22 protein-coding genes are annotated in these 20249 nt (G+C 39.8%); 19 read left to right on the forward strand and 3 right to left on the reverse strand.

The features are described 5' to 3' along the window. Window positions 1-8 precede the first annotated feature (8 nt). Window positions 9-821 (reverse strand): adenosylmethionine decarboxylase, encoded by an 813-nt coding sequence (speD, locus tag NSQ43_RS08520; protein ID WP_339249268.1) that lies wholly within the window; start codon window positions 819-821, stop codon window positions 9-11. A gap of 338 nt (window positions 822-1159) precedes the next feature. Between speD and NSQ43_RS08525 the strand changes: the two genes are divergently transcribed. The 7 genes from NSQ43_RS08525 (at window position 1160) to NSQ43_RS08555 (ending at window position 9758) form a co-directional block, all read left to right on the forward strand. Continuing rightward, window positions 1160-3055 (forward strand): PrkA family serine protein kinase, encoded by a 1896-nt coding sequence (locus NSQ43_RS08525; protein WP_339249270.1) that lies wholly within the window; start codon window positions 1160-1162, stop codon window positions 3053-3055. Between the two features lie 69 nt (window positions 3056-3124). Beyond that, complete coding sequence (gene yhbH, locus NSQ43_RS08530; protein ID WP_339249272.1) at window positions 3125-4282, forward strand: sporulation protein YhbH; 1158 nt, start codon at window positions 3125-3127, stop codon at window positions 4280-4282. Further along, the gene (locus NSQ43_RS08535) at window positions 4279-5685 is read left to right on the forward strand and encodes a SpoVR family protein (protein WP_339249275.1); all 1407 of its coding nucleotides are present in this window, start codon (window positions 4279-4281) and stop codon (window positions 5683-5685) included. Before yhbH ends, NSQ43_RS08535 begins: the two co-directional genes overlap by 4 nt. A gap of 292 nt (window positions 5686-5977) precedes the next feature. Beyond that, window positions 5978-6883: an aminoglycoside phosphotransferase family protein gene (locus NSQ43_RS08540; RefSeq protein ID WP_339249278.1), complete on the forward strand. Its 906-nt coding sequence runs from the start codon at window positions 5978-5980 to the stop codon at window positions 6881-6883. A 126-nt stretch (window positions 6884-7009) separates the two neighbouring features. After that, window positions 7010-8017 (forward strand): GTPase, encoded by a 1008-nt coding sequence (locus NSQ43_RS08545; RefSeq protein ID WP_339249281.1) that lies wholly within the window; start codon window positions 7010-7012, stop codon window positions 8015-8017. Between the two features lie 12 nt (window positions 8018-8029). Continuing rightward, complete coding sequence (gene nadX, locus NSQ43_RS08550; protein WP_339249284.1) at window positions 8030-8830, forward strand: aspartate dehydrogenase; 801 nt, start codon at window positions 8030-8032, stop codon at window positions 8828-8830. A 19-nt stretch (window positions 8831-8849) separates the two neighbouring features. After that, the gene (locus NSQ43_RS08555; RefSeq protein ID WP_339249287.1) at window positions 8850-9758 is read left to right on the forward strand and encodes a methyl-accepting chemotaxis protein; all 909 of its coding nucleotides are present in this window, start codon (window positions 8850-8852) and stop codon (window positions 9756-9758) included. 68 nt (window positions 9759-9826) lie between these two features. Here the strand turns inward: NSQ43_RS08555 and NSQ43_RS08560 are convergent, their stop codons facing one another. Beyond that, window positions 9827-10666, reverse strand: a complete 840-nt coding sequence (locus tag NSQ43_RS08560) for a neutral zinc metallopeptidase (protein ID WP_339249288.1) — start codon at window positions 10664-10666, stop codon at window positions 9827-9829. A gap of 111 nt (window positions 10667-10777) precedes the next feature. Beyond that, window positions 10778-11203 (reverse strand): YusW family protein, encoded by a 426-nt coding sequence (locus NSQ43_RS08565; RefSeq protein WP_339249290.1) that lies wholly within the window; start codon window positions 11201-11203, stop codon window positions 10778-10780. A 211-nt stretch (window positions 11204-11414) separates the two neighbouring features. Between NSQ43_RS08565 and cyoE the strand changes: the two genes are divergently transcribed. From cyoE to NSQ43_RS08625, 12 genes are all read left to right on the forward strand, one after another. Beyond that, the gene (gene cyoE, locus NSQ43_RS08570) at window positions 11415-12347 is read left to right on the forward strand and encodes a heme o synthase (RefSeq protein ID WP_339249292.1); all 933 of its coding nucleotides are present in this window, start codon (window positions 11415-11417) and stop codon (window positions 12345-12347) included. Window positions 12348-12556: 209 nt separating this feature from the next. After that, window positions 12557-13351, forward strand: coding sequence for a basic amino acid ABC transporter substrate-binding protein (locus NSQ43_RS08575; protein ID WP_339254848.1), 795 nt, complete (start codon window positions 12557-12559; stop codon window positions 13349-13351). Window positions 13352-13398: 47 nt separating this feature from the next. Further along, entirely contained in the window at window positions 13399-14142 is a 744-nt protein-coding gene (locus NSQ43_RS08580; protein ID WP_339249295.1) for an amino acid ABC transporter permease, read from the forward strand. Then, window positions 14139-14861: an amino acid ABC transporter ATP-binding protein gene (locus NSQ43_RS08585; RefSeq protein WP_339249297.1), complete on the forward strand. Its 723-nt coding sequence runs from the start codon at window positions 14139-14141 to the stop codon at window positions 14859-14861. The genes NSQ43_RS08580 and NSQ43_RS08585 overlap by 4 nt, the downstream gene beginning before the upstream one ends. Before the next feature lie 105 nt (window positions 14862-14966). Then, window positions 14967-15617, forward strand: coding sequence for an SIMPL domain-containing protein (locus tag NSQ43_RS08590; protein WP_339249299.1), 651 nt, complete (start codon window positions 14967-14969; stop codon window positions 15615-15617). A gap of 113 nt (window positions 15618-15730) precedes the next feature. Further along, the gene (locus NSQ43_RS08595) at window positions 15731-15892 is read left to right on the forward strand and encodes a hypothetical protein (RefSeq protein WP_339249301.1); all 162 of its coding nucleotides are present in this window, start codon (window positions 15731-15733) and stop codon (window positions 15890-15892) included. A gap of 94 nt (window positions 15893-15986) precedes the next feature. Then, window positions 15987-16445 (forward strand): GNAT family N-acetyltransferase, encoded by a 459-nt coding sequence (locus tag NSQ43_RS08600; protein ID WP_339249303.1) that lies wholly within the window; start codon window positions 15987-15989, stop codon window positions 16443-16445. Between the two features lie 9 nt (window positions 16446-16454). Continuing rightward, entirely contained in the window at window positions 16455-17234 is a 780-nt protein-coding gene (locus NSQ43_RS08605; protein ID WP_339249305.1) for an alpha/beta hydrolase, read from the forward strand. Beyond that, window positions 17206-17751, forward strand: coding sequence for an NUDIX hydrolase (locus NSQ43_RS08610; RefSeq protein ID WP_339249307.1), 546 nt, complete (start codon window positions 17206-17208; stop codon window positions 17749-17751). Before NSQ43_RS08605 ends, NSQ43_RS08610 begins: the two co-directional genes overlap by 29 nt. 17 nt (window positions 17752-17768) lie before the next feature. Continuing rightward, entirely contained in the window at window positions 17769-19142 is a 1374-nt protein-coding gene (locus NSQ43_RS08615; RefSeq protein WP_339249309.1) for a dienelactone hydrolase family protein, read from the forward strand. Next, a complete protein-coding gene (locus tag NSQ43_RS08620) occupies window positions 19143-19682 on the forward strand; it encodes a short-chain dehydrogenase (RefSeq protein WP_339249312.1) in 540 nt (179 codons plus the stop codon). A gap of 12 nt (window positions 19683-19694) precedes the next feature. Further along, window positions 19695-20249 carry a DUF402 domain-containing protein gene (locus tag NSQ43_RS08625; RefSeq protein ID WP_339249313.1) on the forward strand — a complete coding sequence of 185 codons (555 nt, stop codon included), beginning with the start codon at window positions 19695-19697 and terminating at the stop codon, window positions 20247-20249.

Genomic DNA, 20249 nt, shown 5'->3' on the forward strand with positions numbered 1-20249 from the left:
TCTTCCTCTCACTCTTCATATATATTCGAACCGCTGAATATTTCAATCATCTCTTTGCGTAAATTGTTTGTAATGTTCAGCCTTTCCTTCGGTGGTATTTCATACACATCCGTATTGAAAAGGTAATTTTGCAAATTGATATCTTTAATTAGCAGTTTTGTATGAAAAATATTGGATTGATAAACGTTTACATCGATGGCATCGTACTTTTGAAGCGTTTCACTATCAATATAATCTTGGATAGATGTCATTTTATGGTCCATATATAACTTCTTCCCTTTATTGTCACGTGTAAATCCTCTTACACGGTAATCGGTCGTAATGATATCCGAATCGAAGCTGCCGATTAAGTAATCCAAAGCGTTCAATGGGGAAATTTCCCCACAGGTAGATACTTCGATATCGACACGGAAAGTGGCAATTGAATTATCCGGGTGATACTCAGGATACGTATGGACAGTGACATGGCTTTTATCTAAATGGCCAACAACGGAATCCCGGGTTTTTAAAATATCGATTTCGCCAAGATTACAAGATTCATCTATTACGGCAACTGGGAGTGACTCCTCTGTAATAAGGATTGTCACACTCGCACCTTGTGGATCATAATCCTGTTTGCTGACATTCAATATTTGTGCACCAATAATTTTGGTAACCTCATAAAGAATATTTGTCAAACGCTCAGAATTGTACTGCTCATCGATATAGGCAATATAGTCTTTTTGCTCCCGCTCACTTTTTGCATAGCTCACATCATAGATGTTGAAGCTAAGTGTTTTTGTGAGGTTGTTAAAGCCGTACAATTTCAGCTTATTTTCCAACCTGAATATCACTCCTTTTCGTTTTATCCAATTAGGATATGCAGTATGCACTTCCTAACTTTAGGTATAAAATCATTCTAATTATAAAGTAAAAAACAGCATCGTCAAGAAAAATTAAATAGCAGTTGAAAAATGATTTTCAAGAAAAGTGTGAACATATATTGTAACTATTAACGTTATAATATTTTCATCAACAATACAAGCAAAAATAACTTTCAAAAGTGGGAGTAAAGCCGGTTAAATGCTTATTCATTTAGCCGCATAGTTTTGTAAGTTTCATTTTAATGAGTTCTGCTGCATACAATGGTTGAAACCACGCCCTGAATGGAGGGAAATGAATGGATATATTGCGGAAAGTCGAACACTTCCGTGAAGAGGAAAACAGGTTGAAGTGGGAAGGCACCTTTGAAGAGTATTTGAACATTTTAAAAGTTCGTAAGGAAGTTGCGCAAACTGCTCATTCTCGTGTGTATGAAATGATTAAAAGCCATGGGGAAACAAAAGTAAATGGTCACTCTAAATTCAACTTTTTTGACGATGAAATTTATGGGCTTGAAGATACAATCGAGCGATTGGTCAATGAATATTTTCATCCGGCAGCTAAACGTCTTGATGTTAGAAAGAGAATCCTATTGCTAATGGGGCCGGTCAGTGGAGGAAAGTCGACCATTGTGACGCTGTTAAAACGTGGGTTGGAACAATTTTCAAAAACGGATGAAGGTGCTGTGTATGCCATTAAAGGCTGCCCGATGCATGAAGACCCGCTGCATCTGATTCCTGAGCATTTAAGAGATGACTTTTATGAGGAATTCGGAATACGAATTGAAGGCAGTCTTTCTCCATTAAACACGATGCGCCTTGAAAAGGAATACGGTGGGCGGATTGAGGATGTATTAATAGAAAGGATTTTCTTTTCAGAGGATAAAAGGGTTGGAATAGGAACATTTACTCCGTCCGATCCGAAATCCCAGGATATTGCCGATTTAACAGGAAGTATCGATTTCTCTACGATTGCTGAATACGGATCCGAATCTGATCCACGTGCATATCGATTTGATGGTGAACTGAATAAAGCGAATCGTGGAATGATGGAGTTTCAAGAGATGTTGAAGTTGGATGAGAAATTTTTATGGCATCTCCTGTCCTTGACCCAGGAGGGGAACTTCAAAGCTGGTCGATTTGCGTTAATAAGCGCAGATGAATTAATCGTTGCTCATACGAATGAAACAGAATATCGGGCTTTCATTTCCAATAAAAAGAACGAAGCACTTCATTCGCGAATTATCGTCATGCCGATTCCGTATAACTTGAAAGTAAGCCAAGAGGAGAAAATATATGAAAAGATGATCCGGGAAAGTGATATGTCCCATGTTCATATAGCACCACATGCCCTTAGGGTGGCTGCCATTTTTTCTGTATTGACGAGGTTAAAAGTTTCGAAAAAACAAGGAATCGATATCGTGAAGAAAATGCGACTATACGATGGTGAAAACGTTGAGGGCTTTAATCTCGCGGATTTGGAAGAGTTGAAAAAAGAATACCCGAACGAAGGAATGGATGGAATTGACCCGAGATATGTCATTAACCGGATTTCATCCGCCATCATTCGTAAAGAAGTAGATGCCATCAATGCGCTTGACGTGCTGCGTGCCCTAAAAGAAGGATTGGATCAGCATGCATCTATATCCAAGGAAGATAAGGAAGAGTATTTGAATTATATTTCCATTGCTCGTAAGGAATATGATGAAATTGCTAAGAAGGAAGTTCAGAAAGCTTTTGTCTATTCGTATGAAGAATCTGCCAAGACAATGATGGATAATTACCTCGATAACGTGGAGGCATTTTGCAATAAACATAAATTAAAAGATCCGCTCACTGGCGAGGAAATGAATCCAGATGAAAAGCTAATGCGTTCTATCGAAGAACAAATAGGAATTTCAGAGAATGCGAAAAGAGCTTTCCGTGAAGAAATTCTTATCCGGATCTCGGCATATGCAAGGAAGGGCAAGCGATTCGAATACAAATCGCATGAGCGGTTACGAGAGGCTATCCAAAAGAAATTATTTGCGGATTTGAAGGACGTCGTGAAAATTACTACCTCATCCACAATGCCTGACGAAACACAATTGAAGAAAATCAATGAAGTCGTCACCAGGTTGATTGATGAATATGGCTATAATTCAGTTTCTGCAAATGAATTACTACGTTATGTCGGAAGCCTTCTAAACCGTTAATAGGTTTCAATAACCCGCCAGTCGTTGCATATACTAAAAAAATGAGTGGACTGGGGTAGGTGACTAAAATTGCATGACAATCAAAACGAGTCTTTTGTCGTCTCTCAGGAAGATTGGACGCTTCACCGAAAAGGATACCAGGATCAAAAACGCCATATGGATAAAGTGAAAAAAGCGATTCATAGCAATTTACCTGAATTGATCAGCGAAGAAAGCATTGTTATGTCGGACGGCAAAGAGATTATCAAAATACCAATACGGTCGTTAGATGAATATAGAATCCGATACAATCACGATAAGTCTAAGCATGTCGGGCAAGGCGATGGAAAGAGCCAGGTGGGTGACGTTGTTGCAAGTGATGGAAAACAGGGCAACGGAAAAGGAAAACAGGCGGGTGATCAGCCGGGCAAGGACTTTTACGAGGCTGAAGTATCTATTGCTGAAATAGAAGAGGCTTTATTCAAGGAATTGGAATTGCCAAATCTTGAACAACGTGAACAGGTGGATATTACCGATGAGTCTATCACCTTCAATGACATAAGAAAGAAAGGATTAATCGGAAATATTGATAAAAAAAGAACAATTATTGCAGCGTTTAAACGGAATGCAATGGAAGGCAAATCGGGAATTATGCCAATCTATAATGATGATTTGCGGTTTAAAACTTGGGATGAAGTAACAAAGCCGCAGTCAAGTGCAGTCGTTCTGATGATGATGGATACAAGTGCTTCTATGGGAACCTTTGAAAAGTATATGGCAAGAAGCTTCTATTTTTGGATGACGAAGTTTCTACGCACGAAATATGAAAAGGTGGAAATTGAATTCATCGCCCATCACACGATTGCGAGAGTGGTATCAGAAACAGATTTCTTTTCCAAAGGTGAAAGTGGAGGGACAATTTGCTCGACCGCATATGAAAAAGCGCTCGAGCTCATTTCCAAAAAATACAACCCGACTCGCTTTAATATTTATCCATTCCATTTCTCAGATGGTGAAAATATGTCATCCGATAACGGGAAATGTCTATCGTTAGTGAATGAGTTGATGGCAGTCTCAAATATGTTCGGTTATGGGGAAGTGAATGCCCATAGCCGATATTCAACACTGATGAATACGTACAATAAAATAGAAGATCCGAAATTCCGTCATTATGTGTTAAAAGATAATAAAGATGTTTACCATGCATTGAAGAAGTTTTTCCACAAGCGTCAGGAGGGGGCCGAATGACGGACCGAAGAGCACTGCAATATGCGGTTGAAGAAATAACGGAAATAGCAAAAGGGTTCGGCCTGGATTTCTATCCGATGCGTTATGAAATCTGTCCAGCAGATATTATTTATACATTTGGTGCTTACGGTATGCCGACGCGGTTCTCTCATTGGAGCTTTGGGAAGCAGTTCCATAAAATGAAATTGCAATATGATTTAGGGCTGAGTCAGATATACGAATTAGTGATCAATTCAAATCCTTGCTACGCGTTTTTACTTGAAAGTAATACACTGATCCAAAATAAGCTGATTATCGCCCACGTGTTAGCCCATTGTGATTTCTTTAAAAATAATGCAAGGTTTGCGAATACGAGACGTGATATGGTCGAAAGCATGACTGCAACTGCGGAGCGTATAGCAAATTATGAAATGATTTATGGAAAAGACGAGGTTGAACAGTTTTTGGACGCGGTGCTTGCGATTCAGGAACATATCGATCCTTCCCTTGTGAGATGGAGATATGGTAATGAAGAGGTAGAGGAAGAAGAAACGAAACCCGCAATTCGGAAAACCGCATACGACGACCTCTGGGAAATTGACCATCGTAAACTAACATCGCCCCCTTTGGAAACAACAAGAAAAAGATTCCCTGCTCAGCCTGAAAAGGATATATTGCTTTTCATATTGGAGCATAGCCGGGAATTAAAAGAGTGGCAGCGTGATATTTTGACGATGATTCGTGAGGAAATGCTCTATTTCTGGCCACAAATGGAAACGAAAATTATGAATGAAGGCTGGGCGACATTCTGGCACCAACGGATTCTTAGGGAAATGGACTTGACAGCAGATGAAACAATCGAATTTGCCAAACTGAATGCGAATGTAATTCAGCCGTCAAGAACATCCATTAATCCATATTACTTGGGACTGAAGATTTTCGAGGATATTGAACGCCGATACGATAATCCTACCAAAGAAATGATGGAGTTTGGGGTGACTCCAAATTCTGGTAGGGAAAAAATGTTTGAAGTTAGGGAAATGGATTCCGATATTTCATTCATAAGGAACTACTTGACAAAGGATATCGTTCAACAGGAAGACATGTATGTATTCGAGAAAAAAGGAAGTTATTATAAAATATCAGATAAAGAGTATCGAAATGTGCAAGATCGGTTGATCGCCCAGCGGGTCAATTGTGGATTTCCTTACATCCTCGTCCATGATGGAGACTACGTTCGAAATGGTGAGCTGTATCTGGTGCATAAGTTTGAAGGAACGGAATTAGATGTCCCCTATTTGGAGAATGTCCTTCCTTATGTTCATCAATTATGGGGCCGTATCGTCCACTTGGAGACGTATATCGATTCTAAACAAATCGTGTTCTCATATGATGGGAAAAAGGTTCATAGAAGATATGCATAAGGGGAATATGGCCGTCGCATTGGATATGTTGTCCATGCGGCGGATTTTTAGTGTGGAGCTTGTAGGTCGAAAGTAATGAAATGACAATATATCGTGGGAAATGATCGATAAGTGCCGGGAAATAATCGATATCCTATCCATATTGATCGATATAAAGCGGGAAATAATCGATAAAACTTAGGAAATGATCGATAACTTTATGTGAAGGTCATTCATGAAGAATAATTATGTAATTCTATTATTCTGCAATCTAAGGTAAACTTAATAGAAATGGGGCAAAAGGAGCTTGAAAATGGATATACCACATGTATTTCAGGAGAAAATAATAAACTGCTTCGGTATCCCAGGTGAAACATGGTTGCACGCTTTGGGAGCAAAAACAAAAGAAATAGCGAAGAAGTGGGGCCTGATACTTGAGAGCCCAGTAAATAATCTTTCCTATAACTATGTCATCAATGTCAAAGACAAAAATAATAACGAATACATACTCAAAATGGGTTTGCCGGGTTTTGATTTTCAGAATGAAGTAAGGACGGTTCAACATTACGACGGTAATGGATGTGCAAAAGTGATTCAATCGGATCTGGAAATCGGTGCGATGCTACTTGAAAAGTTGCAACCTGGTAAGATGCTTTCTGCAATTGAGGACGAAGAAGTTGTTATCAAGACGTTCTGCGAAGTCTGGAAATCTATCCGCCGGCCACTCCCAGAGACAGGCGAATATCCGACGATAACGAACTGGGCATCAGCATTTTCGAATTACCGTAAAATGTTCCCGACAAATGATGGACCAATTCCAACAGAACGTGTAAATATGGCTGAAACGTATATAGAAGAAATCATGCAATCTTCAACCAAAATTCAACTATTGCATGGCGACCTGCACCATGAAAATATTCTATATTCCACTGAACGAGGCTGGTTGGCAATTGACCCGAAAGGTGTGGGAGGCGATTCACACTTTGACCTTGTTTCATTCATGATCAATCATCTATTTACTAAACCCAATCCAAAAGAGCTGTTAAGGCTTCGGGTCGAAACAATCTCGGAACAATTGGATTTGAACCGTGAAAGACTGTTAGAAGCGGCAATTGGAATGTCGACGTTATATGCATGTTGGGGTGTTGAGGATAAAGATCCCGATTGGAAGGGTACTTACCAATGTGTATTATGGTTTGATGAATTCTTACGTGCGTAAATCAAGTTAAACCTTACCCGCTATCACTTTTCACGACATCGATATAGGGGTATTGATTAATGTACTGAAACTTAACCACATACTAACCGTATTATAGACAGAAATAAAAACGGGAAGGTGATCCGAATGGAAAAGCAATGGATGTCAAATGAAGAGTTTGACCGAATCTTTGACGAGAAATCATCCGAAATCAACGAACAATTAGAAAGTGAAATTCTGATTGCGATGATTGGTGATGTCAATGCGGGTAAATCATCTACCATCAATCGACTAATGGGGGCTGAAGTTGCCGAGGTTGGTGCAAAGCCCGGTGAAACAATCGAAATCAGGAAATTCGTTTTTAAGGAAAAAATCATTTTCGTCGATACACCTGGATTGGACGATATTTATAGTGAGCATTCCGCCGAAACAATGAAGTTTTATAAACAGGCAGACCTAATTTTATTCTTTCTGAATGCAGCGGGAACTGTATTATCAGAAACGGAACTTAAATCACTAAAGAAAATTGCTAAAGTGAATAATGATATAATCCTTGTGTTGAATAAAATAGACGCAGCGGATGATATCGCAGGTTTGGTAAAATATGTCGGGGACCATACGGATTATAACTATCCGATCACCCCGATATCTTCGCGTACCGGAGAGAATATCGGCTTGCTTCAAAAAGAAGTGCTTGAATTACTTGAGACGAAAAAAAAAGACATTTTAATGGCAACTAATATGGCCGATAAATCAGCGATTGCAAATCGTTGGATATTGGGAGCTGGGGCTTCTGCCGCGGCCATCGGGGCAGTGCCGATACCCGGCTCGGATTTTGTCCCTCTTACTGCTTTACAGGTAAGCTTGATGTTGAAGCTGTCGACCCTATATGGCAAAAAAATAACGAAGGACAAGGCGAAGGAACTGATTATCGCCACAATCGTTGGCAATATCGGAAAAACAATCTTTAGGCAAATTATAAAAGTAGTTCCAGGAGCCGGAATGGTTGCAGGAGCGAGCGTAGCTGGTGGAATGACAATCGCGCTTGGACATGCCGTGAAATACGCATACGAAAACGGTATCGACTTAACACCAAAATCATTAAAACCGATCTACCAAATGTATCTCAAAAAAGCCTCCAAAAATAAGGAATAACGAAAGAAAGGATTGATTCCAATCAGGATAGGTCTAATCGGAAAAGGAAATTTAGGCTTGTTTCTTTTACGAAAACTAAATCAAGATAAAATCTTATCAAACTGTAAGATTGTCTCTATTTTCGATGGAAGAGAAAAAGCGAGAGACGAACTTTCCATACTTGCAGAAAAGTACGGTTGTGACTCGTTTCAGGATATTCAATCATTCTTAGAATCGGATATCGATATCGTAGTCGAATGCGCTACTATTGAAACGGCTACGTTATACGCTTCAGAAATCATTAAAAAGAAAAATCTGATGCTAATCAGCATAGGAGCATTAGCAGATTCTCCTTTTGCCGATACTTTAAAAGAGAACGCGAAAAAATACGGAAAACGGGTTTACTTACCATCAGGTGCAATTGGTGGATTGGATGCACTGAAGGCGGCAAGATTGGCTGGTGGATTGGAGTCTGTAACGCTGACAACAAGAAAGCCTGCAAATTCACTCTCCGATGCAATTATTACAAAGGAAGAAATCTTATTCGAAGGAACAGCCCAAGAAGCTATAAAACTCTTCCCGAAGAATGCAAACGTTGCAATTGTCTTATCTTTAGCTGGACAAGGGGTGGACAAGACAGCTGTCCGGATCATAGCAGATCCAGCAGTTATTCAAAATACTCATCAGATTGAAGTAGTTGGTGCTTTCGGAGAGTTCGTCATGACGATTAAAAATAACCCATCTCCAGATAATCCGAAAACAAGTCATATTACAGGTTCAAGCATTTTAGCTGCGCTTGCTAATTTGGAAAGTGAAATCGTAATTGGAACATAAACGCAAATGGGGGAACGAGATGAGTCAGATAAATGAACAAGTTACAGATGATCACGTAGTCAAATCACTTGAAAAGAATCTCGCAATTATTCGATTTGACCTAAATCATAGAATCGCGTTTGTGAATGATATATTCGCGAATGCAATGGGGTATACGAAAGAAGAAATGATCGGAATCTCTCATAAGGATTTATGTTTCGATGATTACGCAACAAGTAGGGAATACGAATTGTTTTGGAATGAATTGAAGCGTGGCAGTAGCAAACAAGAGAAGGTGGTACGGAAGGACAAGAACGGTAATAAAGTCTGGCTTGAAGCAACGTATATGCCTGTTTTCAGTTCGAATGGGAATAGAGTGATCGGCATTTCAAAAGTCGCTTCAAATATTACTTTTAGGCAGGCCTCCATCACATCGGTCGTTGAAGAGCTCAGTCATATGGCAGAAGGGTTGACTGAACGAGCGGATATTGGCATTGTACGTAGTAAGGAATTGTTGGCCCTCATCGAAGACATTGCTGATATATCCCGTACCAATACAAATACCTTAGGCAATTTAGAAACCCATGTTGAAAGCATTCAGTATATCGTAAAGACGATTCGAGAAATTGCAGCTCAAACGAATTTACTCGCTTTAAATGCAGCAATTGAAGCGGCAAGGGCGGGCGAGCATGGGCGTGGATTCGATGTCGTTGCAAAAGAAGTAAGGAAATTGTCCGCGAGAGTGGAAAAATCCATTGTGGAAGTACGAGAAGGGGTAGAAGCAATTACAGCTGAAATCCAAAACATCTCCAAAGGGACGACTTTGGCTGAGGAAAATGTGGACCGCTGTCAGCAAAGAATCGAAGTGGCAATGGAAGACTTCCTCAAAATTGCATCATCAGCATCTGAACTTGATAAACAGTCGAAAATTGTATCGAGTGTAGTTTGAGTTTAAACGTTAACAAGAAGGTGAAGGAATTGTTCAACAGAACAGAAATCCTTCACCTTCTTATTCAATTAAAGATCGGATGCACTAAACGTGTCTCCTTCTTCAAGGTTTCCTGCTTCGAATCCACGATAAAACCATTTCTTCCTCTGTTCAGAAGTACCATGTGTGAAACTTTCCGGAACAACATATCCACGGGCTCTCTTCTGGATTGTGTCGTCTCCGACTGCGCTGGCCGCAGTCAATGCTTCATCTAAATCGCCTTCCTCAAGGACGCCCATTCCTTGCGCGTGGTGTGCCCAGACGCCAGCGAGATAATCAGCTTGCAACTCCAAGCGAACGGAATACTTATTATACTCTTCCTCACTTACCCGTGAACGAATTTTATTCATTTCATCACTTATTCCTAACAACTTCTGTACATGATGCCCAACTTCATGGGCAATAACATACGCCATCGCAAAATCACCAGGTGCTTTGAATTGCGTTTGTAGTTCGTCATAGAAACTTAAGTCGATATATAATTTCTCATCAGATGGACAATAAAATGGACCAACCGCTGCACCAGCCATCCCGCATGCAGACTGCACACTTCCTGAATATAGAACAAGAATCGGCTCACGGTATTCCATTCCTTCTTGTTGGAATATTGCTGTCCATACGTCTTCTGTATCCGCCAATACGACAGACACAAAATCAGCCAATTCCTTATCTTGCTCTGTCTCCACGTACTCTGTATTTGACGGAGCGGTTGTTAGATTATTAAGGATATCGCCGGGGTCACCACCTCCAAAAAACATTACAAGGAGAAGAATAACGATACCTCCGATACCGCCACCAACAATCGTTTTTCCTCCCATTCCTCTTCGATCCTCTATGTTCTTACTGCCTCTTCTGCCTTTCCATTCCAAATGAATCGCCTCCTTGAACTAACTTTTCTATCCTTTACCCTGTTTGATGATTGTTTAATAAAATAAATAAGACACCGATGGCCAATCAATCCAGCCTCCGATGTCTCTTCGCTATTTGGAAAACATGATCTCCTTAGGATCGTATCCTTTGAACGTGACCTCTAACCGAATCATCTTGTAATCCTTAAAATCAAATGCCTCCGCGGTTTTCGTGATTAATTCTGTTTCATCCGCTTCTGGATCCGGTTCAAGCTTTTCGAATGCCGCCATTATTTTCTTTAGGGCCTTTTCACCATGAAGACTGATTTCATCCTTCTTGTTTGAATACTCGGCTTCAGAACGGTCTTTTTTTTCTGTAAAGCTAACATGAAGCGCCTCTTTCTGTTCTTTCGTATCAATTGTCACTGTAAATGTTTTGATGCCATATGTATCGACTACATTACCTGCTTTTTCTTTCGGTACAATGTTTTGGTCGCTACATGCAGATGCGATTAGCAATAATTGTACTAAGAAAATGAAGGAAAATATTTTTTTCATATATCCATTCATCCTTTCCAGTGCACTACCTTTAACATAACCTGCAAATCACAGTGATATACAAAGCAGCACATTTGAATAATTTGTGACGAAGTGTTGATAAAGTAAGGGGATTCCCTGAAAAAAAGTCCGAAAACGTTTATATTACAAAGGATGAAATGTTATGATAAGAATTATATAACTTCGAAATACCTCTAGGGAGAGTATATAGATGACGAAAGAAATTGAAATTCAGTACACTGAAAATACTACAATGGATAAAGAAAAGGCGGGCTCAATTATTAGAGATATTAAGTCGCTATTCAAAGGTCCTGTGTTAATTGCTAATGCACTTCCCGTATTCGTTGGCTTTTGGCTTGCCCTTCATTTTACCGGCGGAACATTACTTGCGAACAGCAAGTTGTTTTGGCTCTCGATTATTGGCAGCACGATTTTAATGGGTGGGGCTCTTGTCTTAAACAACTGGTATGACGTAGATATCGATACTGTGATGAAAAGAACACAAAAACGTCCTACAGTTACTGGAAATATATCATTAAAGACCGTTCTTGGAATCGGAATTTCCATGTCTGCGATTGGTTTGATCATGCTAATGTTTACGACGATGGAAGCAGCAATTTATGGTTTCATTGGCTGGTTTACGTATGTAATCATGTACACAATGTGGACAAAACGAAAATATACATTAAACACTGTTATTGGTAGTATTTCCGGTGCTGTAACTCCGTTGATTGGCTGGGCAGCCATTGCACCTGCATATCATATTGTTCCGGTAGTACTTTTCATCATTTTGTTCATCTGGCAGATGCCGCATACTTTCGCGATTGCAATGCGGAAGTACGATGAATATAAAGCTGCGAATGTAGCTATGTTGCCAGTGGTTCGAGGATTCAAAATGACAAAACGGCAAATGTTCGTTTATATAGCTTGTTTGTTGCCACTTCCCTTCTATTTAAGTTCACTGGGAATGGTATTTATCGTCCTTGCAACGGTATTGAATATCGGGTTCTTAGTGATTTCAATCCGTGGGTTCTTTACGAAAGATGATGATAAATGGGCGTATGTCATGTTCCTTTATTCCGTTAATTATATAGCGATTTTATTCTTATTGATGGTGGCTGTTACTATGCCTGCATTTACTTGAATGGAAAATTTTATATAATACTAAACTGCTCTGAAAGTCGAAAGATGACGAAGGAGCGGTTTTTTTATACATGTATGACAGATTATTCTATATTAACAATTGATTTAAAATATTTTGTTGTGAATAGACCTTTTTTCGTATATAATCAATTAAAGTATCAATCTATTCAGTAAATTACTAAACATATAGGGGGAATTAGATTGGGAAGGATGTCATTTAGGCGTTTACTATTAGGGGTTGCAATGGCTTGTCTATCTATTCTATTAATTGGTTGTGGTGCAGGTTCAACGAATTCAAGTGAGGGAACTGAATCAACAAATTCTGGCGGGAAGAAGAAATTGATCGTTGGTACGGACGCTACTTATGCACCAATGGAGTTTATGGATGAAAAAGGGAATATTGTCGGAATTGATATTAACATTGTGAATGCAATTGCGGAAGCGGCTGGTTTTGAAGTCGAATATAAGAACTATGGTTGGGAGCCACTATTCCCAGCGGTAGATAACGGTGAGGTTGATTTTGCAGTATCTTCTATAACAATTACAGACGAACGGAAACAGTCATTTGACTTTTCTGATCCGTATTTCATTGCGAATCAATTGATCTTAGTCCCGGAGGATTCTGATGTGGAATCATTCAGTGATTTAGCTGATAAGAGAGTTTCAGTGCAAATCAATACTACAGGGCATCTCGTAGTTGCCGATTTATTAGGAAAAACAAGTTCAAAAATCGTTGCAACCGAAACGATGCCGCTTGCAATCACTGAAATGATCAATGGAAATGCGGATGCTTCTGTCGGGGACAATGCGGTTATCATTGATTACAAGACAAATAATCCTAATGTAAAACTAAAAACGGTTGAAGATGATAGTTTTGAAAAAGAATACTACGGATTAATGGTCAAAAAAGGAAATCAGGAAATACTTGATCTCTTAAATGAGGGAATCCAAAAGATTAAGTCGAACGGAAAACTAAAAGAAATTACTGGCTTTGATGTGGAGTAAATGCTGATTAATAAGCAATAGTCATTCACATCATGGAGGTGATTATCTTGGAGTTTTTAGGTATTAGATTTGAAATGATGGAAAATATTTGGAGTTACCGCGAGCTTTTCATTCGTGGAATTTGGGTAACTCTTGGATTGACAGCTGCAGGTTATGTTGGAGGGTTTATATTAGGGTTGATCGTCGGGTTGGGCAAGTTATCAAAAAGAAAATGGATTTTCTATCCGGCGAAATACTATGTAGATTTTTTTCGAGGAACTCCTTTATTGGTGCAAATCCTGTTAATCCACACCGCTTTGATTCCAAGTCTTTTCGGACACTCCTTAGGCTATTTTGTTTCAGGGGTATTAGCACTTACGCTAAATAGTGCAGCTTATAATGCCGAAATTATTCGTGCTGGAATTCAATCCATTGATAGGGGACAGATGGAAGCTGCCCGTTCACTTGGAATGCCCCATAATACTGCTATGAAATTGGTGATCTTGCCACAAGCTTTCAGAAGAATGATTCCACCGCTTGGCAATGAATTAATAGCATTGCTAAAAGATTCTTCACTACTCATGGTTATCGCGGCAAGCGATATTCTCTATGCGGGTAAAGTCGTAGCGGGCGTCTACCAAAGATTTTGGGAGCCCTACTTAACGGTGGCTGTCCTTTATCTTATTTTGACATTCGCTTGCGGGAAGCTCATCAATTATATTGAAAAACGGTTTAGCAATAGTTACGTACCGTCCTCAAGAAGGTCGGTTTTTAGAACGAGACGCTCTTCAATGGGAGGAGGGTTACGATGATTAAAGTTAGGAACTTGCATAAATCGTTTGGGCATTTGGATGTTTTGAAAGGTATTGATTATGACATTAGAGAGAAAGAAGTCATCTGTGTCATTGGTCCAAGTGGATCAGGAAAAAGTACTTTCTTGAGATGCATCAACCTTCTTGAAGAAATAACAGACGGTGAAGTGTTCATAGATGGTGTGAAAATCAACGATCCGAAAACAGATATAAATGAAATTCGTCGTGAAGTGGGTATGGTTTTTCAGCAATTCAACTTGTTTCCACATATGCGTGTGCTCGATAATATTACTATATCTCCGATTCGAATCCGGAAAATGAAACAAAAAGACGCGGAGGAATTGGCACTCGAGTTACTTGAAAAGGTCGGGTTGGCCGATAAAGCGAATGCATATCCCGAGCAATTATCTGGGGGGCAAATGCAGCGGGTTGCTATCGCCAGAGCACTTGCGATGAAACCGAAAGTTATGTTATTTGATGAACCTACATCTGCGTTGGACCCTGAAATGGTGAAGGAAGTATTAGATGTCATGAAACAACTTGCCATGGAAGGGATGACGATGGTTGTCGTCACTCATGAAATGGGGTTTGCAAGGGAAATGGGAGATCGAGTATTATTTTTAGACCAAGGTTTATTGGTAGAAGAAGGAACCCCCGATGAAATTTTCTCAAACCCTAAAAATGAAAGAACAAAAGCGTTCTTTAGTAAAATTTTATAGTTGTAACAAAGATGCCCTCGACTGTAAATGTCGGGGGCATTTTTAATTTTCTACACATGTCTGGCATACATTGAAGTGGAACAAAAAATAGGGAGGGGGTTCCCTTTGTATTATCCATATATCCGTCAACAAGTGAAGCATTCTTCTCGTTTAATAACGGTAGTGGGAAATGGTGAAGTAATGGCCGAGCCAGACGTTGCAACGATACAATTGGAAATCAATACACAAAGTAAAGAGCTGCAAGAGGCGCAGCAAGAAAATGCCGCATTGATGAATCAAGTGCTCCAATCTTTATATCAGTTAGGAATACAAAGAGAAAATATCCAAACGGTAACATACTCCATTTTCCCACGATATGATTATGTCGATGGTGAACAGGTTTTTAGGGGATATGAAGTAACCAATGCCATTTCTGTGACACTCTCGGATATTCAACAAGTTGGAACTGTTATTGATACTGTAGTGGCGAACGGGGCGAATCGTGTTTCAAATGTACAGTTTTCCGTGAGGAATGTTGAACAGCATAAGCAAGAGGCAATCGTCAAAGCGTTACAGGATGCACAAGTGAAGGCAAGTACAATTGCTAATACATTACATTTACAAATCGATTCCCAGCCTATAAAAGTAACTGAGTTAGACGGCGGTGGAGAGCCCCCCGTTGCTTTCAAATCAGTTACTATGGCAGCCGGCGGAACTCCGATAGAAGGAGGGCAAATTAGTATTCGCTCCATTATGAGAGTGCAGTATGAATACTGATGAAAATAGTTAGATTGAATGAAAAAAACCTAATCCCGTAAACGCCGTCCAGAGTGACTGCATTTACGGGATTTTACTGCGGAAGTGTCCCCCGCGTTCAAGAAACTGCATTTGTGCTCAAGAAAATGCTTCTGCGCTCAAGAAATTGCATTTGTGCTCAAGAATATTCTATTGCGCTCAAGAAATTGCTTTTGTGCTCAAGAAAATTCTTCTGCGCTCAAGAAATTGCATTTGCGCTCAAGAAAATGCTTTCGGACTCATTTTTATTTGTTTAGCAGTAAATATACAAAGTTAAAATTAAGCAGGTTTTATCGGTGCACTTGTAGAAGTTAATTAAATAGTATATTCAAAAATAAGGGGGAGAGTAGAATGGGGTATTTCGTTGAACGGGTAAATGACTTAAACGTATTGAATATTGATCAATTGGTTCAGGAAAGCGAGAAGGAAGGTTATCGTTTTGTTACTCGATTGGTATCTGATTATGCAGATGGAACAAATACATTCTCAAAACCCGGTGAAGCACTTTTTTGTGTAGTAGATAAAGATGGCGAGGTTGTTGCAATCGGTGGCATCAATAAATCCCCGTTTTCTCAAGATGAGGAAGTTGCTCGTCTTCGAAGATTTTACGTTTTGGAAAAGGTTCGACGCCAAGGTGTGGGGACTTTGCTACAACAATCAATTGTGGATCATGCGAAAAACCATTTCAAAGAAATCACCGTGCGAACTGATTCAGCGAAAGCAGATGCATTTTATCGTGCATGCGGTTTTGAGTTCGACGATTCTGCCTCTGAAACGACCCATATTTTACGGTTTGATAGCAAGGAGTGAGTCTTCGTTATGCATGTAAAAGAGTTTGGAAATAAAGAAGCACCGCTCCTCGTTTTTCTACATGGGGGCGGTGTAGGAGGTTGGATGTGGGATCGGCAGGCGGACTATTTCACGAACTACCACGTGCTCATTCCTACACTTCAAGGCCATGGGGACAGAAGTGATGAAACGATTTTTTCCATACGGGAAAATGCTGTTGAAGTGATCAAGCTAATAACAGAAAAGAAAAAAGGCGAGGACGTACATATAATCGGTTTCTCAATAGGAGCACAAATTTGTCTTGAAATCTTGAGCCTTGCACCAACTCTTATCAATTCCGCGATGGTCAATAGTGCGGTTGTCATTCCAACGAAATATATGATTCCCTTCATTACACCGACAATTAAAATGACTTTCCCACTTATTAAAAATAAGACGTTCGCTAAGGCACAGGCAAAACAATTGTATATGGATGGAGATTTTTTCACTAAGTATTATGAAGATAGTTTGAGAATGAATCCTTCCACTCTTATAGCGGTTTTAAAAGAGAATATGGCTTTCAAACTACCTGAAAAGATCTCAAATAGCACTGCACGTATTTTAGTGACTGCCGGTGAAAAAGAAAAGGGTTTAGTGAAGAAAAGCGTTCAGAAAATAGTTGACGGTAATCAAAAAGGCGAGACTTTTTTCGTATCGGGAATCGGACATGGATTTCCAGTGGCTAAACCGCAGTTGTTTAACCGGGTATTAAAAGATTGGATTGAAAACGGAGGTCAGGTAGTTGGAAAAATGGAAGGTATTGAACAGTGAATACACGTATAAGTCGCCGTTTGGGAATTTGCGTAAAGATACTTGTGAAATGTCTGATGGAACAGTGATTGAAGATTACTACGTTAACGAGTATGCAGATTGGGTAAATGCAGTTGTGTTGACTGAAGACAATGAAATTGTTTTAGTAAGGCAATACCGCCATCCAGGGAACGGTTTTTATCTTGAAGTACCTGCTGGGAAAATTGAGGAAGGCGAATCGTATGAGGAGGCAATCCGACGTGAAATTCGTGAAGAGACTGGGTATATTTCGGAACAAAAGCTGATCCTCTTAGGGGAATTCATGGTTAATCCCGCAACACAAACGAATAAAGTAATCAGCTATTTAATGACTGAAGCCGTACATATGCATGAGCAAAACTTGGATGAAACAGAAGTGTTAGATGTTGTGTATTACCCTTTTGAAAGTATTGAAGAACTGATTAGAAATAAAGAAATTACCCAGCTTTTCACGGTGACTGCTTACCATTTGGCAAAAAACTATCTATCTAATTCCTAAGAAAGCGACTGAATATAATGTACAAAGATCTCGATGTTCATGAGGACACGAATACGCTTGTACTCTTCAAGGAAACTCCTGAAGGAACAAATATGCTCGAAGTAGTTGATAGTAGAACAGGGAAAAACCGTTTATATACGAGTAAGGGATATGTGCCACTAAGTCCGCGAATTTCACCAACAGGTAAAGAAATCGCTTTTGGCTGCATGGATGGGAAAATTTATTCCATGAGCTTGGCAGACGGGAAGATTATACCAATCGTCGATATTGATGGGGTACGTTCGAGTTTCGGTGTGTGGTCGGCTGACGGGTCTACACTCTGTTTTAGCGGTCATAAAGATTCACGGATACCGCCTAATATTTATACCCTCGATATGAATTGCGGAGAGATAATTCAACAGACAAATTGCAATCGGTGCATTGATCGATTCCCGCATATTTCTCCATGTAGTCGCTACATAGTATTTACAAGACACCAATTAGATGAGCCAAATATGCCGGGAAGGGCAATGCTGCTAAATGTAATAGATGGGAATCTTGTTCAACTGCCACAACGGGACAATACACATTATGAAATCGGCAGGGGATGTTGGAGCGCGGATTCGGAGCACGTTATCCTAAGTGAACTGTCGGATGGTAAGAGATGCTTACAAATCTATCATGTAAGTTCAAATTCATTTTTGACAACACTTTCTTTTCCTGACCTTCAAGGAGGCTTTTTCTTTCAACAAGAGAAAAAAGTCCTTGTCATCTGTCAGCACGAAATCCTTGTTGTTTCAATGATCGATGGCCGAATCAAGAAAAAGTTTCCTTTGCCTGAAGCTATATCGATTGCCGCAACCCAAAGGGGGCCAGCTGCGGTTCTGAATCCCGATGCAACAAAGGTTTATATTTGCAATGAAGCATCCTCAATTTATCTAATAGATCTCATGCATGGGAAGAATGAGTTAATTATAAAGGATTTTGTTCATAACCTGTCGGAAAAGGAAGAGTATGAAGTGGTGTCCTATGATGGCCTCCATATACCGGTTCACCATTTCAAACCCGAAAAAGTGAAAGAATTAGGCGTTCATTTGGGTTATCATCTTCCAAGGGCGTATCCGATTGATCCAGAAGAAAAACTGGTAGCAAAGATCGAGCGAAATCCATTACATCAAGCGGCTGCCATTAAAAGTCCATTGTTAATTGTGCATGGCGGCCAAGACACAACGTCATCTAATGAAGAAGTGCTGGAAATGAAGCTGAAAATTGAGGAACATGGAGGACGATGTGAAGTGATCATCTATGAAGATGGAGCGCATGGGTTAGGAAATCATCGGAAGGAAGTTTTCAAGGAATTACTGTCTTTTTTGGAAGGAGCACCTGTGTCAATTTCAAATAGGGGGGGGTAAATGATGAACAGTAACCACGCGCTCGTCATCGGTGGAACAGGCATGCTTGCAGGAGTAACAACGTTTTTAGCGAATCGTGGGTATTCTGTTTCTGTGATAGGACGGACAGCTGCAAAGCTTGAACGATTGAAAACGGAAAGTCCACCTAATATGATTTTTCCAATCCAAGTTGATTATTATTCAAATGCGCTTTTTTCAGAAGTAGAAAAAGCGATTGCGGAACGGGGTCCATTTGGTTTGATCGTCAGCTGGACACCAAATTACCCTGCGCTTGAACAGATTTGCGAAATGAATGGCAATGCAATATCTTTTAGACTTATTCATGTGAAAGGTAGCCGCAGATATTTTGAAGATGAAGAAATTAGGGTCTCGACCAACTGTGTATATGAAAAAGTATTCCTTGGCTTTGTGAAGGAGGAAGGATCTTCAAGATGGCTGACGCATGAGGAAATCGCAGGCGGGGTCATTGAGCAGATTGTTAATAAGAAGGACGAGAGGATAATCGGTCAACTTCATCCATATAGCGAAAGACCGAGTTAGGGGTATAGGTAAATGTTGAAGAGAAAGTATGGCAGCAGATATGACTGGAAACGGATCTTGAAGAAGAGTTATGTCGAAAAGTATTATAAGACTTCCGAATTCAGTGGGCATGTGACCCTTTTCCGTATGGATGAAGTGAAAGAGCCTTTGTTCATGAAGTATGGCGAAAGAAATACTTGCATCGCCAACAAAGGATATAGTTGGTTGCAGCATTTTCCGGATGATGAACATTATTCAGTAACGACCGTTTTCAATGATGAAAATCAAGTCGTCCAATGGTATATCGATATTTGTAAGCAAAGTGGATATTGTGATATGAATGGTCCGTGGATGGATGATTGGTTTTTGGATCTGATTGTTCTGCCTACAGGAGAAGTGATTGAGAAAGATGCGGATGAAATAGAAGATGCGTTCAATCAACAAATTATATCGAAACACGAATATGACCAGGCATGGTTGGAATATAGGAAATTGAATAAGTTAATTGATGATAGGCGATTTGACCTTCTTGAATTAGCCAATGTGCATTTTACAGAGCTCTCAAAGAACATAAATATAAAGGATTGA

The sequence above is a fragment of the Sporosarcina sp. FSL W8-0480 genome, from assembly GCF_037963765.1.
Classification (GTDB): domain Bacteria; phylum Bacillota; class Bacilli; order Bacillales_A; family Planococcaceae; genus Sporosarcina.

Coding starts and splice junctions, on each gene's coding strand:
- NSQ43_RS08525 (WP_339249270.1), top strand. CDS start 1,160: ATGGATATATTGCGGAAAGTCGAACACTTCCGTGAAGAGGAAAACAGG.
- NSQ43_RS08535 (WP_339249275.1), top strand. CDS start 4,279: ATGACGGACCGAAGAGCACTGCAATATGCGGTTGAAGAAATAACGGAA.
- NSQ43_RS08540 (WP_339249278.1), top strand. CDS start 5,978: ATGGATATACCACATGTATTTCAGGAGAAAATAATAAACTGCTTCGGT.
- NSQ43_RS08545 (WP_339249281.1), top strand. CDS start 7,010: ATGGAAAAGCAATGGATGTCAAATGAAGAGTTTGACCGAATCTTTGAC.
- NSQ43_RS08555 (WP_339249287.1), top strand. CDS start 8,850: ATGAGTCAGATAAATGAACAAGTTACAGATGATCACGTAGTCAAATCA.
- NSQ43_RS08565 (WP_339249290.1), bottom strand. CDS start 11,203: ATGAAAAAAATATTTTCCTTCATTTTCTTAGTACAATTATTGCTAATC.
- cyoE (WP_339249292.1), top strand. CDS start 11,415: ATGACGAAAGAAATTGAAATTCAGTACACTGAAAATACTACAATGGAT.
- NSQ43_RS08575 (WP_339254848.1), top strand. CDS start 12,557: ATGTCATTTAGGCGTTTACTATTAGGGGTTGCAATGGCTTGTCTATCT.
- NSQ43_RS08585 (WP_339249297.1), top strand. CDS start 14,139: ATGATTAAAGTTAGGAACTTGCATAAATCGTTTGGGCATTTGGATGTT.
- NSQ43_RS08600 (WP_339249303.1), top strand. CDS start 15,987: ATGGGGTATTTCGTTGAACGGGTAAATGACTTAAACGTATTGAATATT.
- NSQ43_RS08605 (WP_339249305.1), top strand. CDS start 16,455: ATGCATGTAAAAGAGTTTGGAAATAAAGAAGCACCGCTCCTCGTTTTT.
- NSQ43_RS08615 (WP_339249309.1), top strand. CDS start 17,769: ATGTACAAAGATCTCGATGTTCATGAGGACACGAATACGCTTGTACTC.
- NSQ43_RS08620 (WP_339249312.1), top strand. CDS start 19,143: ATGATGAACAGTAACCACGCGCTCGTCATCGGTGGAACAGGCATGCTT.
- NSQ43_RS08625 (WP_339249313.1), top strand. CDS start 19,695: ATGTTGAAGAGAAAGTATGGCAGCAGATATGACTGGAAACGGATCTTG.